Genomic DNA, 15,238 nt, shown 5'->3' on the forward strand with positions numbered 1-15,238 from the left:
CAATCACGCGCTAGCCCCATGCATTGCCTGGTTAAGCAACATTGTTTCAGGCTCGTTTTGAGAGCCACGCATGAATTAATCCAGACTGAAAAAACTGAACAGGAAGCTCGAACCCTCCAGACTCAATGATCGACGCAACCTTGGCCGGAGGTAGAACACCAACATCATTGGCGTAAGCTTTGCGCATGCGCTCCACCGCCTCAGGTGAAATATCCGCTGCGGACATCATATTTATCCAAGCACGAAGCAACACCTCGTATTCTGGCGATGCAACATCTGATGCCAGGTCGGAGCTTGCAAGAACCCCGTCAGGCCGGAGCCTGGCAGCAATTTCGCTGAAAAACCTGGAGCGTTCATGTTCTTCCAGAATAAACTGAGAGACCAGGAAACAGGTTGCAGCGTCATACTTCTCGATAGTGGGAAGTGAGTCGAGGTAACCTTCATAAAAAACGCAGCGAGATGCAACGCCTCCTTCCTCGGTTCTTTGCCTACAGATATCAAGCATGGGACCGGATGGTTCGACAGCAGCAAAAGTCCAACCAGGATGCTGAGACGCAAGGTAGATCAGCTCGTCACCCGTTCCCACTCCAACGCATAGAATATGTGCATCTTCAGGAAGCTCAGCGAACATCGACCCAAGAAGCAGATGCAGGCAGTTTCGGATCGGTGCCGTTTTCGCCCACTGCGCGTCATAGCTTGCAGCTTGTTGATCAAAAAGCGCTTTTATTTCGTCTTGACGCATCTCGCTCTCCGTTTATTGCACCTAACGTCTGAGTTAAGCCGGCCTGCGTAGCGGAGCCGGCTTGATTGAATTGTCAGGCCTCTTTGGACCATACCGGCGTCAGTGCCGTGACCTGCGGAGGGCCAGCCAGAAGCGGCTCAACATCCTTGAGATAAGCCGCATAACTGTCAGTCTTCAGGAACGCCTGTGATGCCTCAGCACTGGCGTATTGCTGGAAAGCGCTAATTGAATCCGGGTCAGCATTGTCGAAGCAGTAAAAGTACGCGGTATGCCCCAGGTTGGCGGCTATGGCCGGCGCCATGTGCTTTTCCCAGACCTTACGGACTTCATCTCGCTTCCCGGGCTGGGTTTGATGCTTAACGATAAGTGCGAAAGATGTCATTGGAACCTCGCGATGATGTTACGTAAGAGTCCAAACGCCTGAACGCAGTTGCGGTCGGCTGCAGCTCTCGGTTAAGCCTTTGCCACCCTGGTCTCGCTCACTACCCCAACGCCAGAGCGCTACAGGCGCAGGACGCGGCTGAGGCAAGAGTGCGTACGTGATTCCATCGCACCCACTGACGGACATACTGGGGCCAATATGCAGCAGCCTCCGCTGATTCCGCATCCAGGCGCCCCAGCCGATTGTTCATGGGTACGTTAAAGCCCACGGTAACAAAGAATGACCCCAGGACATACAAGGCGCTGGCGGAGATCAGTAACGGCGAGCGCGAAGCCGTCCATGGGAAGAACGCAACGAAGGCGAGAAGAACTACACCTTCAATCATCATCGACTCTCCTACGTAGCAATTGGCACATAGCGCCTAACGCACCTTACAATCGACCGGGCTGCTTACTGGTAAAAACTGCCAATTGAGCGTCAAATGCACGTTTGTAGGCGGGCCGCGCTTCACCGCGAGCGACATAGGTGGAGAGGTTCGGATATCCCTCCAAAATACCCGTTCCTTCCAACCTCCGCAGCACCAGCACCATCAAGAGGTCGCCGCCGCTGAATGCACCGTCGAGCCAGTCGGCCTCCCCTAGCCGGATGGAGAGATCGTTCAACCGCGCGCGAACGCGATCCTCAATCATAGGCAGACGCTCCTCGTACCAAGGCTTGTCGTGCTCTTGGTAAAGAACTTGCTCGCACTCAACGATCGGCGGCTCCACGGTATTGAGCGCGGCAAACATCCAGGTGATCGCTCGCGCCCGCGCATTCGCGTCCTTCGGCAGCAAGCCCGCATGGCGTTCGGCGATATGAAATATGATCGCCCCCGACTCAAACAGAACAAGATCGCCTTCTTCATAGGTCGGAATCTGGCCAAAAGGATGAAGTTTACGATGCGCGGGTTCCTTCATCGCTTTGAACGAAACAAGTCGAACGTCGTAAAGCTGGCCCACTTCCTCGAGCGCCCAGCGAACGCGCATGTCACGCGCCAGTCCCTGCCCCTCATCCGGTGAGCTCTCAAAGGCTGTAATGGTCGGAATCATTGGAAGACTCCAGTTGATTGAGGGAGCGAACGCACTGGCTCGTGCGGCCTAACGTAAAGCGGCCGGCTGGAGCACGATGCTATGCGCGTTCACTTCAGGTTGTTGAATCTTTCGGCGGTATCGCCGCCGGGTCCATCCACATTGCCTCCCAGACGTGGCCGTCGGGATCAGCGAGGTTACGGTTATACATAAAACCAAGATCCTGAACGGGATTGATATCAGCAGTCCCACCATTTGCCGCAGCCGTCTCGTTCATCGCATCGACAGCCTCGCGACTGTCGCACGACAGGGCCAGCATCACTTCGCTGGATGTTGTTGGTGGAATTGGACGACGGGTAAAGGTGCGCCACTTGGCATGCGTGAGCAGCATGACATTGATCGTCTCGCTCCAGACCATGCACGCAGCCGTATCGTCAGTGAAATGCGGGTTATTCTCAAAGCCGATGGACTTGTAGAACGCCATCGATGCATCGAGATCAATGACGGGCAGGTTCACGAAAATCATTCGGGACATTGTCACTTCCTCCAGGTTGCTGAAATAGCGACAGCTCAATGCTGCGGTCTTCTGGTAGTCGAACAGGAAGTCGTGATTTCGACAGGAACGAGAAAATATTCTGCATTTCGTCGAGACAGTGATCCGATTACAAAACGTGTTCCCCCTGCTGCCTGAACGACTTGATAGGCCGCTGCTGCACTGACCCATATGCGACTAGAGCTGCCATCGCCCAGCTCCTACGGGGCAGAACAGGCGGCATGTGAGGAATGGTTTGGGAGAATAAAAAAGGTTCATCGCATTTTACCGGGAAACGCTGCTTTGATTTTCAAGAAGAAGTAGTTGTTATCCCGGTAACCGTAAGCCATTCGTTTGATGACCTTGATCTTGTTGTTCATGCCTTCCAGAACACTGGTGTTCATCCGGTAGAGGGCGCTGGAAATAATCCCGTCGACATACCCCGCAAGACGCCTGGCGAACTGCTGCAGAGGAGCAAGGTCGCTACTCATAGCCATCCCGAACCAGTCTTCCCACCGTTGTTTGGCTTCTGCTTCAGAGGGTGCATACCAGAGCTCTTTCAGTTGGTCTTTCAACAGATAAACCGTCATCAGTGGCTGGTTCGCCTGTAGCAGCTCTGCAAGCTTGATAGCCTGGGTCTCCTTGAGGTTGGCGCGATTTCTAAGCAGCAGCCAACGACTTTGCTTGACCACCTTCCGAGCCGGCTTGTCGTGACGCAGCTGATTTGCCTGATCGACTCTGACCCGATCAATGACTTCCCGGCCAAACTTGGCCACCACATGAAAGAGATCGTAGACGACACGGGCCTGTGGGCAGTGGTGCTCCACTTCCAGATCCATGGCGGTGTTCATATCCATGGCAACAGCTTGAATGCGCTGGCAAACGGCTTCGCCCATCCATTCGAAGAATGGCTGTATTGACTCACGGCTACGACCTTCACCAACCCAGAGCACCTGCTGTGTATCCGCGCAGATAACTACCGTCGCGTAACGGTGCCCTTTGTACAAGGCAAACTCGTCCATGACCAGGTGGCGCACAAGGCTCAGATCCGCCGGGACAACCTCCCGCTGCAGGTGCCGGTAATCAATGTCCTTGACAGTATGCCAGTGTAGCCCGAGCAGCTCAGCCACTTGCTTGATAGGCAAAAGACGAACGAGGGATTCGATATAGCCGACCATGCCTTGTGTGAGCGCCCGCCGGCCTGCCAGCCAGTGAATCTGCTCCCGGCGCGTTCCACAGCGCGGGCAGCGTACCCGCCGCACCGGGACATCCAACCACACGCGGTAACCGAACAGGTCGCGCTCGCGCACCCGGCGTCGGTTAACATCGTGAATGAGGGGTGTACTCTGCCCGCAACCGCTACAGAACGGCGGCTGCGAGGGTTTGGGTGTCAGGCGAAGACAGAGGTTCTGAGCATCGAGCTGTTCATGGCTCTCCAGCTCAAACCCTTCCCAGAAGAGGTCAAGAAGTTTAGCATCCATAGCGACGGCGGCAGTTGGGTCTGGTTGGTGTTGTGGTGACCCAAACTTAACCCAGCTTGTCCGCCGTCCCTACTAAATTCCCGCTAATCCGCGATGAACCATAAAAAAGCCCCCGAGGCGTTAACCGTCGAGGGCTTTTGAACTGCTGGCTAGCGGATCAGTTTTTGCTGGCGCGCTTGCGGTCAGTCTCGTTCAGGAACTTCTTGCGCAGACGGATCGACTTGGGCGTTACTTCGACCAGCTCGTCGTCATCGATGAATTCCAGTGCCTGTTCCAGAGTGAACTTGATCGGCGGTACCAGGGCGATGACTTCATCCTTACCGGAGGCGCGCATGTTGTCGAGCTTTTTGCCCTTGGTGGGGTTGATCACCATGTCAGTGTCACGGCTGTGGATGCCGGCCAGCTGGCCTTCATACACTTCCTGGCCTGGCTCGAGGAACAACTTGCCGCGGCTCTGCAGGGTTTCCAGCGAGTAGGTCAATGCCTTGCCGGTAGCCATGGAGACCAGTACGCCGTTCTGACGATGGCCAACATCACCACCTTTGATCGGTCCGTAGTGACTGAAAGTCGAAGTCAGGATACCGGTACCGGAAGTCATGGTCAGGAAGCTGTTACGGAAGCCGATCAGACCGCGAGCTGGAATGGTGTATTCCAGACGGATGCGACCCTTGCCATCCGGTGCCATGTTGGTCAGATCGCCCTTGCGCAGGCCCATCTGTTCCATCAACGCACCCTGATGCTGCTCTTCGATGTCGATGATGACATTCTCGTAGGGCTCCTGCTTCTCGCCGTCAACCACCTTGATGACCACTTCCGGACGGCCAACGGCCAGCTCGAAGCCTTCACGACGCATGGTTTCGATCAGCACCGACAGGTGCAGTTCGCCACGGCCGGAGACCTTGAACTTGTCAGCCGAGTCGCCGTCTTCAACGCGCAGAGCAACGTTGTGCAGCAGTTCCTTTTCCAACCGCTCCTTGATGTTGCGGCTGGTAACAAACTTGCCATCCTTGCCGCAGAACGGTGAATCGTTGACCTGGAAGGTCATGGATACGGTCGGCTCATCCACGGTCAGCGGCGGCAACGCCTCAACATTGTTCATGTCGCACAGGGTGTCGGAAATGTGCAGCTCGTCCATGCCGCTGACGCAGACGATGTCACCGGCCTGGGCTTCTTCGACTTCAACTCGCTGCAGGCCGGAGTGGCCCATGATCTTGAGAATACGACCCTGACGCTTCTTGCCGTCGGCGCCGATGGCAATCACCGGCGTGTTGGTCTTGACCTTGCCACGGTTGATCCGGCCTACACCGATCACGCCGAGGAAGCTGTTGTAATCCAGCTGGGAAATCTGCATCTGGAACGGGCCTTCGGGATCAACAGTCGGCGCCGGCACATGGTCAACGATGGCCTGGAACAGCGAGTCCATGTTGTCTTCCAGTTTTTCATGATCCAGACCGGCGATACCGTTCAGGGCGCTGGCGTAAACGATCGGGAAGTCCAGTTGCTCTTCAGTGGCGCCGAGGTTGTCGAACAGGTCGAAGATCTGGTCAACAACCCAATCAGGGCGAGCACCCGGACGGTCGATCTTGTTCACGACCACGATCGGGTTCAGGCCGGCCTGGAAGGCTTTCTGAGTCACGAAGCGGGTCTGCGGCATGGGGCCGTCGATGGAGTCGACTACCAGCAGTACGCAGTCAACCATGCTCATCACGCGCTCAACCTCACCACCGAAGTCGGCGTGGCCGGGGGTGTCGACGATGTTGATGTCGTAGTCTTTCCACTTCAGCGCGGTGTTCTTGGCCAGGATGGTGATACCACGTTCCTTTTCCTGGTCGTTGCTGTCCATTACGCGCTCGTTCTCGAGCTCCTTGCGGTCCAGCGTGCCGGACAGACGCAGCAGCTTATCCACCAACGTGGTCTTGCCGTGGTCGACGTGGGCAATAATGGCTATGTTTCGGAGATTCTCGATCACTGTGGAGGTCCTGAATTGCGCGGCAAACAGCCGGCTGACTGAAAAAATGAGTTCGGCATTATACAGACACTGAGATGACAGTGTATGTTTTTTGAACGAAATTGCGCGACCGCCGGTAGATTCATGGGGTCGACAGACGCAGAACTCTTACGTTGTCATGCCCGCGATCAAGCAGATACTGGGCATGCAGTTGACTCATTACACCCTTTTCGCAGTACAGAAGATAGGCCCGCCCGGGGTTCAGCTCGGCAAAATGGCTGTTCAATCGGTAGAAAGGCACGGCCTGCACCTCGATACCTTCAAGCATCAGCGGGCGCGCTTCCTGCTCGTCCGGCGGGCGTATATCCAATACTACCTGCCCGGCCAGCGCCTGCTGTACCACTTCCACCTCGGAGCCTTCCATGTCCAGCTCCAGATCGCAGCAGTCGGTATGGGTGGCTTGCAGCACAGCGTCGTCCAGCAGAGCGAAATTGAATCCGGCTTCGGCTGCGGCGACCTTGGCCGGATTGGTGTGAATGTCCGGGCTGACTGAAATCACCCCGCAATACTCGGGCATGCTGGCGGAGAAGGCTTCGGTACCGATGCGCCGGGCAGTCCTGATGATCTCGGTCTTGCTGGTAGTGATGAGCGGACGCAACACCAACAGCTCGCTGGCCTGGTCGATGACCGACAGATTCGGCAGCGTCTGGCTGGACACCTGGGCAATGGCCTCGCCGGTTACCAACGCCTGGTAGCCACGGCGAAACGCGACGCGGTTGGCCGCGCGCAGCATCATGCGCTTGAGCACCACACCCATCTGGCTGTTTTCCACATTCTCCAGAATGTCCGCCACCACGCCCTCGAACGGCACACTGATGAAGCGCAGGCGATGACTGGCGGCGTAACGCTCCCACAGATGGTGCGCAACCTGACGCACGCCCAGCTCGTGGGCACGACCGCCAAGGTTGAAGAAGACGAAATGCGGCAGCAGACCGCGCTGCAACATCTGATAACTGGCTACGGTGGAGTCGAAACCGCCGGACATCAGGCTCAAGACCGGCTCCATGGTACCCAGCGGAAAACCACCCATCCCCTCATGCCGCGCCTGAATCAGGAATACCCGTTGATTGCGAATCTCCAGCTGCACCTGGACCTGCGGTTCACGCAGAGAGACGCCGAGCGCACCGGTCTGCTCCATCAATCGGCTGCCAACCAAACGATTGACGTCGGTCGAGGTGAACGGGTGATGGCCCACCCGCTTGCAGCGCACGGCAAAGATCTTGCCCTTCAGCTCAGCGCCGAAGCAGTCAACGCATAGCTGCGCCAGCTCATCCAGCGTGCCGAGCGGGTATTCGTGCACCTCATTGAAGTGGGCGATACCGGGTGTGTTGCGTAAACGCTCAATGATCCGTGCCTGCAAAGCAGGATCGTCCGTCACACTGAGTTCAAGACTGTCCCAATCACCAGTGATACGGACCCCCGGATCGATCTGTGGCAGCAAAACCCGCAGATTCTTTTTCAGCTGCTGAACGAAGCGCTTGCGTACCTGGCGGGATTTGATGGTGATTTCGGGGAAGAACTTGATGATCAGTTTCATAATTGGCAGGTCGATATGGGTGAGTGGCGCAAAAGCGGGGCATTATACCTGCGCTGGCGTCACCGTGCTTGCACCATGAAAAACCGACCGGCGCATCAATATGGTGCGCGACAACTGTTCCACGCACCCATTAAGTGCGCGATAATGCTGCCCATTCCCCACGGCGATCGGTCGACCGCGCTGCAGCAGGGTTTTCAGCGGCTTGGCGATAGTGGCACAGCTTTTGCTGCTTCGGTTACGGACAGCTCGAACCACCGCGGAGTGCATTCAGGCTCCGCACGAACAGTGTAGACAGGCGCCAGGTCGTTACCTGGAAAATGATTCCTTCTGGAGAAGAACATGTCGAAAGCGATTCAACTGATCAACGAATTTGATGTGAAGTGGGTTGACCTGCGCTTCACCGACACCAAAGGCAAGCAACAACATATCACCATGCCGGCCCGCGACGTCAACGAGGAGTTCTTCGACGAGGGCAAGATGTTCGATGGCTCCTCTATCGCTGGCTGGAAAGGTATCGAAGCGTCCGACATGATCCTCATGCCCGATGACAGCACCGCCGTGCTGGATCCGTTCACCGAAGAGCCGACCCTGATCCTGGTCTGTGACATCATCGAGCCCACCACCATGCAGCGCTATGAGCGCGACCCGCGCAGCATTGCTCGGCTGGCTGAGGAATACCTGAAGTCCACCGGCATCGGCGACACCGCCTTCTTCGGCCCGGAACCCGAGTTCTTCATTTTTGACGAAGTTAAGTTCAAGTCTGACGTCTCCGGCTCCATGTTCAAAATCTACTCCGAACAGGCCTCATGGAACACCGATGCCTCTTTCGAGACCGGTAACAAGGGTCACCGTCCAGCGCTCAAGGGTGGTTACATGCCGGTGCCGCCGGTCGACCATGACCACGAAATCCGCACCGCCATGTGTAATGCGCTGGAAGAGATGGGCCAGGTCGTCGAAGTGCACCACCATGAAGTCGCTACCGCTGGCCAGAACGAAATCGGCGTGCAGTTCAATACCTTGGTCGCCAAGGCTGACGAAGTACAGAACCTGAAGTACGTAGTTCATAATGTTGCCGATGCCTACGGCAAGACCGCTACCTTCATGCCCAAACCGCTGTATGGCGATAACGGCTCCGGCATGCATGTACACATGTCGATCAGCAAGGACGGCAAGAATACCTTCTCCGGCGAAGGCTATGCCGGCCTGTCCGAGACAGCGCTGTATTTCGTCGGCGGCATCATCAAGCACGGCAAGGCGCTGAATGCCTTCACCAACCCGTCGACCAACTCCTACAAGCGTCTGGTTCCCGGTTTCGAAGCCCCGGTCATGCTGGCCTACTCGGCCCGCAACCGCTCGGCCTCGATCCGTATTCCCTATGTGTCCAGCCCGAAAGGCCGCCGTATCGAAGCGCGTTTCCCGGATCCGGCCGCCAACCCTTACCTGGCTTTCGCTGCTCTACTGATGGCCGGGCTGGATGGCATCCAGAACAAGATTCACCCTGGCGACGCCGCCGACAAGAACCTGTATGACTTGCCGCCGGAAGAGGCCAAGGCAATCCCGCAGGTGTGCGGCAGCCTGAAGGAAGCGCTGGAAGCACTGGATGCGGACCGCGCCTTCCTGATCAAAGGCGGCGTATTCACTGATGGCTTTATCGATGCCTTCCTAGAGCTGAAGGCGGCCGAGGAACTCAAGGTACGCACCTTCGTCCATCCGCTGGAATACGACCTGTATTACAGTGTCTGATTCGGACGGTCTGCGGCGTTTTGCTGCGGACCACAGCTGATCCTCTACGAGCCCCGGCCTGACGGGGCTCGTCGTTTGCTGCAGTGATATTCGCCCTGCGACTTCTTGCCGCACCCCGCTGTTCATTTCCAACCTCCACAACACCACTGGTCAGACCAGTCTGGGCAATTGCTGATCGCCAGCATGACCACCCAGTCAGGCCCGCAATTCATTGACTACCGCGCTTCGCTCAGCCTGGGTGAATAAAAATACTGGTCCGACCACTGAGATAACATCTGGACCTGCCCCTCCGGTAATAGCAGTATTCTACCGATCGAGTTAATGTCGCACTTGCAATGCGCATTCCTCATATAAAAAAATAAGGGAAATCCAGATGAGCCAAACGCTTTTGTCTCTACTTGCATTCTTTCCTCTGGTTCTGGCGGGGGTCCTGTTGGTCGGGTTCCGCTGGCCGGCGAAATATGCAATGCCAGTCGTCTTCTTCGTAACCGTTGCTATCGCTCTGCTCGCATGGGACATGACGCTGATTCGAGTCGTCGCTTCCAGCCTTCAGGGTCTGGTACTGACGGCCTCCATCCTGTGGATCATCTTCGGCGCGATTCTGCTGCTCAATACACTCAAGCATTCAGGCGGCATCCTGGCCATCCGCAAGGGTTTCTCGGGCATCAGCCCGGATCGCCGCGTGCAGGCAATCATCGTTACCTGGCTGTTCGGCTGCTTCATTGAAGGCGCTTCCGGCTTCGGTACCCCCGCTGCGGTCGCCGCACCGCTGATGGTAGCGCTGGGCTTCCCAGCCGTTGCCGCTGTGGTGGTCGGCATGATCGTGCAGTCCTCGCCGGTGTCCTTCGGCGCGGTGGGCACACCGATGATCGTCGGTGTCGGCGCTGGCCTGGATCAAGCCGGTATCGGCGCCAGCCTGGCCACTGTCGGGTCTGACTGGCCGACCTTCTTCCAGCTGATCGTTTCCAAGGTCGCCATCATGCACGCCCTGATCGGCCTGCTGATGCCGCTGATCATGGTCATGATCCTGACCCGCTTCTTCGGTGCGAACCGCTCCTGGAAAGAAGGCCTGGCGGTTGCTCCCTTCGCTCTGTTTGCCGCGGTGTGCTTCTCCGTTCCCTATGCGCTGGCCGGTGTGTTTCTCGGTCCGGAGTTCCCGTCCATCATTGGTGGCCTGGTCGGCCTGGCCATCGTGGTACCTGCCGCCAAGGCTGGCTTCCTGATGCCCAAGGAGAACTGGGACTTCGCTGATCCGAAGGACTGGCCCGCCGACTGGATGGGCAGTGTCGAAATGAAGCTGGATGACGTGGCCGGCAAGCGCCCGATCGCCATCTGGATGGCCTGGCTGCCCTATGTACTGCTGGCTGCGACGCTGGTGCTGTCGCGCACCAACGATACCCTCAAGGGTCTGCTCAACAGCCTGAGTTTCAAGTTCACCAACATCATGGGTGAAGCGGGTCTGTCCGCCAGCCTGGAGCCGCTGTATCTGCCTGGTGGCATCCTGGTGTTCGTGGTGCTGGTCACCGCCATGGTGCATCGCATGTCGTTCACCGAGTTCAGACGCTCGCTGGGCGAGTCTACCAACACCATCATCGGCGCCGGCTTCGTGCTGATCTTCACCATCCCCATGGTGCGAATCCTGATCAACTCGGGGGTCAACCTGTCCGACCTGCCCTCCATGCCGGTGGCCATGGCCAATGCCGTCGCCAACGCCGTGGGTGATGTCTACCCGCTGTTCGCGCCCACTGTCGGCGCGCTGGGTGCCTTCATCGCCGGCTCCAACACCGCTTCCAACCTGATGCTGTCGCAGTTCCAGTTCAATACGGCTGAGCTGCTGGGCATCTCTGGCGCCATGATCGTGGCTGGCCAATCGGTAGGTGCAGCGGCGGGTAACATGATCGCCATTCACAACGTGGTTGCGGCATCGGCCACTGTTGGCCTGCTGGGTCGCGAGGGCATCACGCTGCGCAAGACGCTGCTGCCGACGCTCTACTACGTGATCTTCGCCGGCCTGCTGACCATGCTGGCGATCTACGTGTTTGGTGTCAGTGATCCGCTGAGTGCGGCGGGGATTACCACCACGGGAAGCTGATCCTCGGGGTGGTAAAGAATGGGCGGTACATCTTGCGTGTACCGCCCATTTTTATTGCCAGCCTTCCAGCCGCATGGTCGCGCGTTCCAGACGCTGACCCTCGTTCTCGATATCCCGGAGGTTGTCGCGAATACTATGAATATGATCCACCGCAGCCCGCTTGGCCTGGGTCGGCAACCGCTCCATCACTGCGTGATAGAGCCGTGCATGCTGACGATCCAGCTGCCGTTTGTGGGGCGGCCGGTGGTACAGATTCTGTACCGAGGCAAATACCGAGCTGAGCAGCAGTTTGGTCAGCGACTGCAGGGTATGCGCCAGCACCGGGTTATGCGACGCATCACAGATCGCCAGATGAAACGCGTGGTCCAGTTGCGCCAGAGCTTCCGGATCCTGAACCGGTCCGCTGGTATGGGCCGCGACCATCTCATCGTAACGTCGCTGGATCAGCACGAAGTCCGCATCGGTTCCACGCAGAGCCGCCAATCGTGCCGACTCACCTTCGAGCAGCGCCCGCACCTCCAGCAAATCGAACAGTGTCCGCGGGTGGTTGTTGAACAGATGCATCATCGGCGTTTCGTCCCGGTTGCCCATCAGACTGGCAACATAGGAACCACGCCCTTGAGACGTCTTGATCAATCCCCTGCCCCGCAGCACTTTCAACCCCTCACGCAGAGCGCTGCGAGAAATACCCAGCTTCTCGCACTGCTGTCGCTCGGAAGGCAACATCTGCCCCATTTTCAATACACCATCCGCTATCAGCTTCTCGATACGGTCTGCAACCACATCGCCGACCTGGCGACGCTCCGAAGCACCTTCAACCATGACCTCACCTTTCTTGGTAAAACTGGTCATACCAGAGTAGAGATGACGAAATTACAAATCCACTATAATTTTGTGAGCGCCTGTATCTCCAGCACTTACGTATTTATAAACCCCAATAAAGCCGAAAGAAACTGGTCAGACCACCGAGCTTTAGGCTGGACGTCTGCCGCCCAAAGCAGCAGTATTCGGGACCATAAGCTGGTCCTCAGACCATCGACAGGAAACAGGTGATATCCGTGAACCTTCTCTATGATGAAAAGCTCGACGGCCCTCTGCCCACCGTGGACAAGGCGGGACTGATAAACGAGCTACGCCAGACACTGCCTGATCTGGAACTGCTGCACGAGCGTGAAGACCTGCAGCCCTACGAGTGCGATGGGCTGTCAGCCTATCGTGTCATGCCGCTGCTGGTGGTGCTGCCCGAGACCGTTGAGCAGGTCGAGACCTTCATGAAGATCTGCCACCAGCGCCAGGTACCTGTTGTCGCCCGCGGTGCCGGCACTGGCCTGTCCGGTGGCGCCCTGCCGCTGGAAGGCGGCGTGCTGCTGGTACTCGCGCGACTGAAGACTATCCTTGAGGTCAACCCTGAAGGTCGCTTCGCCCGAGTCCAGCCCGGCGTGCGCAACCTGGCGATTTCCGAGGCCGCAGCACCGCACCAGCTGTATTACGCCCCTGACCCCTCTTCGCAGATTGCCTGTTCTATTGGCGGCAACGTCGCCGAAAATGCCGGCGGCGTGCACTGCCTGAAGTACGGCCTGACCGTGCACAACCTGCTGAAGCTGGAAATCGTTACGGTCGAGGGCGAACGCATGACGCTCGGCTCCGACGCCCTGGACACCCCCGGTTTCGACCTGATGGCACTGTTCACCGGCTCCGAAGGCATGCTCGGCATCGTCGTCGAGGTCACCGTCAAGCTGCTGCCACGTCCGCAGGTAGCCAAGGTCTTGATGGCCAGCTTCGATGACGTCGGCAAGGCCGGCAAGGCGGTCGGGGACATCATCTCCGCCGGCATCATCCCCGGCGGCCTGGAAATGATGGACAACCTGGCCATCCGCGCCGCTGAGGACTTCATCCACGCCGGTTATCCGGTGGACGCCGAAGCCATCTTGCTGTGCGAACTGGATGGCGTCGAAGCCGACGTCGCCGATGAATGCGAGCGGGTCCGCCAGGTCCTGGAGAACAGCGGCGCGACCGCCATCAGCCAGGCGAAGGACGACACCGAGCGGGCGCTGTTCTGGGCCGGCCGCAAGAATGCCTTCCCCGCGGTGGGTCGTATCTCGCCGGACTACTACTGCATGGACGGCACCATTCCGCGCCGCGAGCTGCCCAAGGTGCTGCAAGGCATTGCCGACCTGTCCGCCGAGTATGGCCTGCGCGTGGCCAACGTATTCCACGCCGGCGACGGCAATATGCACCCGCTGATCCTGTTCGATGCCAACCAGGAAGGTGAGCTGGAACGCGCCGAAGCAGTCGGCGGCAAGATTCTTGAGCTGTGCGTTGCGGTCGGTGGCTCCATCACCGGTGAACACGGTGTGGGTCGCGAGAAGATCAACCAGATGTGCTCGCAATTCAACGATGACGAGCTGCTGACCTTCCATGCCGTGAAGGCTGCGTTCGATCCCGATGGGCTGCTCAACCCGGGCAAGAACATTCCCACGCTGAACCGCTGCGCCGAATTCGGTGCCATGCATATCCATAATGGCGAACTGCCCTTCCCTGAACTGGAGCGCTTCTGATGTCGGCTCAACACGAACACGCCCATCGCCCTGGCGAACGCGCCGCGTCAGCCAGCGAACAGCAATTGCAGCAGCAGGTGCTCGATGCCCTGCACAGCAACACGCCCCTGGCCATTCAGGGCGCCAACAGCAAGTCCTTCCTCGGTCGTCCGGTTGACGGCCAGGTACTGGATACCCGCGGTCACAGCGGCATCGTCAATTACGACCCCACCGAACTGGTGGTAACCGTGCGCAGCGGTACGCCGCTGGTCGAGTTGTTCGCAGCCCTGGAAGAACAGGGCCAGATGCTGACCTGCGAGCCGCCCACCTTCAACGGCCAGGCGACCGTCGGCGGCATGATCGCTGCCGGCCTGTCGGGCCCGCGCCGGCCTTGGTCCGGTGCGGTACGTGACCTGGTGCTTGGCACCCGGGTCATCACCGGCCACGGCAAGCTGCTGCGTTTTGGCGGCGAAGTCATGAAGAACGTTGCCGGCTACGACCTGTCCCGCCTGATGGCGGCCAGTTTCGGCCAGCTCGGGGTACTCACCGAGGTGTCCCTGAAGGTACTGCCCAAACCGGTAAGCACCCATCACCTGCGCCTGGAACTGCCCGCCGAGAAGGCCTTGTTGAAGCTGGCCGACTGGGGCCAGCAGCCAATTCCGATCACCGCCGCCGCTTATCTGGATGGCCATCTGCACCTGCGCCTGGAAGGCGGCATAGGTTCGGTGCGTTCGGCTGCCGACCGTATCGGTGGCAGTGAACTGGAAGCGGATTTCTGGACCCTGCTCAATGAGCAGCAACTGGCGTTTTTCCAAGACCCTCGCCCACTGTGGCGTCTGTCCTTGCCACCGCTGACGCCGATGCTGGACCTGTCAGGCGACGTACTGCTGGATTGGGCCGGCGCCCAGCGATGGCTGAAAAGCGACGCCGCTGCCGAGGAAGTTCAGGCGCTGGCCAGCCGCCATGGCGGTCATGCCACCTGCCATAGCGGCGGTGTAACGGACAGTCCGTTCCAGCCCTTGGCACCGCTGCTGCAGCGTTATCACCGTCAACTGAAAAAGCAGCTCGATCCTCAGGGCCTGTTCAACCCCGGCCGGATGTATTCCGGGCTCTGAGA

Annotated in this window: 13 protein-coding genes and 1 pseudogene; 4 read left to right on the forward strand and 10 right to left on the reverse strand. The window is 58.4% G+C overall.

Annotation, left to right across the window (positions count from 1 at the left end; translation table 11 throughout):
* Nucleotides 1-46 precede the first annotated feature (46 nt).
* From INT39_RS15805 to INT39_RS15845, 9 genes and pseudogenes are all read right to left on the reverse strand, one after another.
* Nucleotides 47-742 carry a class I SAM-dependent methyltransferase gene (locus INT39_RS15805; protein WP_193074960.1) on the reverse strand — a complete coding sequence of 232 codons (696 nt, stop codon included), beginning with the start codon at nucleotides 740-742 and terminating at the stop codon, nucleotides 47-49.
* Between the two features lie 73 nt (nucleotides 743-815).
* The gene (locus INT39_RS15810; protein ID WP_193074961.1) at nucleotides 816-1,124 is read right to left on the reverse strand and encodes a putative quinol monooxygenase; all 309 of its coding nucleotides are present in this window, start codon (nucleotides 1,122-1,124) and stop codon (nucleotides 816-818) included.
* A gap of 100 nt (nucleotides 1,125-1,224) precedes the next feature.
* Nucleotides 1,225-1,515, reverse strand: a pseudogene (locus INT39_RS15815) (anthrone oxygenase family protein); the annotation flags it as partial.
* Between the two features lie 40 nt (nucleotides 1,516-1,555).
* Nucleotides 1,556-2,212, reverse strand: coding sequence for a glutathione S-transferase family protein (locus INT39_RS15820; protein ID WP_193074963.1), 657 nt, complete (start codon nucleotides 2,210-2,212; stop codon nucleotides 1,556-1,558).
* A gap of 94 nt (nucleotides 2,213-2,306) precedes the next feature.
* Nucleotides 2,307-2,726 carry a VOC family protein gene (locus tag INT39_RS15825; RefSeq protein WP_193074964.1) on the reverse strand — a complete coding sequence of 140 codons (420 nt, stop codon included), beginning with the start codon at nucleotides 2,724-2,726 and terminating at the stop codon, nucleotides 2,307-2,309.
* Nucleotides 2,727-2,998: 272 nt separating this feature from the next.
* Nucleotides 2,999-4,204 (reverse strand): ISL3 family transposase, encoded by a 1,206-nt coding sequence (locus INT39_RS15830; RefSeq protein ID WP_193074965.1) that lies wholly within the window; start codon nucleotides 4,202-4,204, stop codon nucleotides 2,999-3,001.
* A 157-nt stretch (nucleotides 4,205-4,361) separates the two neighbouring features.
* Nucleotides 4,362-6,173, reverse strand: a complete 1,812-nt coding sequence (gene typA, locus INT39_RS15835) for a translational GTPase TypA (protein WP_193074966.1) — start codon at nucleotides 6,171-6,173, stop codon at nucleotides 4,362-4,364.
* A gap of 121 nt (nucleotides 6,174-6,294) precedes the next feature.
* Nucleotides 6,295-7,749: a tRNA uracil 4-sulfurtransferase ThiI gene (gene thiI / locus INT39_RS15840; protein WP_193074967.1), complete on the reverse strand. Its 1,455-nt coding sequence runs from the start codon at nucleotides 7,747-7,749 to the stop codon at nucleotides 6,295-6,297.
* A 42-nt stretch (nucleotides 7,750-7,791) separates the two neighbouring features.
* The gene (locus INT39_RS15845) at nucleotides 7,792-8,016 is read right to left on the reverse strand and encodes a hypothetical protein (protein ID WP_193074968.1); all 225 of its coding nucleotides are present in this window, start codon (nucleotides 8,014-8,016) and stop codon (nucleotides 7,792-7,794) included.
* A gap of 72 nt (nucleotides 8,017-8,088) precedes the next feature.
* Here INT39_RS15845 and glnA point away from each other — a divergent pair, with 72 nt between their 5' ends.
* Together glnA and INT39_RS15855 are read left to right on the forward strand one after the other, a co-directional pair.
* Entirely contained in the window at nucleotides 8,089-9,492 is a 1,404-nt protein-coding gene (gene glnA / locus INT39_RS15850; protein ID WP_193074969.1) for a glutamate--ammonia ligase, read from the forward strand.
* Between the two features lie 373 nt (nucleotides 9,493-9,865).
* Nucleotides 9,866-11,584: an L-lactate permease gene (locus INT39_RS15855; RefSeq protein ID WP_193074970.1), complete on the forward strand. Its 1,719-nt coding sequence runs from the start codon at nucleotides 9,866-9,868 to the stop codon at nucleotides 11,582-11,584.
* A gap of 51 nt (nucleotides 11,585-11,635) precedes the next feature.
* On the opposite strand, the gene glcC is transcribed toward INT39_RS15855, so the two are convergent.
* Nucleotides 11,636-12,406 carry a transcriptional regulator GlcC gene (glcC, locus tag INT39_RS15860; RefSeq protein ID WP_193074971.1) on the reverse strand — a complete coding sequence of 257 codons (771 nt, stop codon included), beginning with the start codon at nucleotides 12,404-12,406 and terminating at the stop codon, nucleotides 11,636-11,638.
* Nucleotides 12,407-12,642: 236 nt separating this feature from the next.
* Between glcC and glcD the strand changes: the two genes are divergently transcribed.
* Entirely contained in the window at nucleotides 12,643-14,142 is a 1,500-nt protein-coding gene (glcD, locus tag INT39_RS15865; RefSeq protein WP_193074972.1) for a glycolate oxidase subunit GlcD, read from the forward strand.
* Nucleotides 14,142-15,236 (forward strand): glycolate oxidase subunit GlcE, encoded by a 1,095-nt coding sequence (gene glcE, locus INT39_RS15870; protein ID WP_193074973.1) that lies wholly within the window; start codon nucleotides 14,142-14,144, stop codon nucleotides 15,234-15,236. The genes glcD and glcE overlap by 1 nt, the downstream gene beginning before the upstream one ends.
* The last annotated feature ends 2 nt before the right edge of the window (nucleotides 15,237-15,238 follow it).

This window comes from Pseudomonas sp. FME51 (assembly GCF_014897305.1).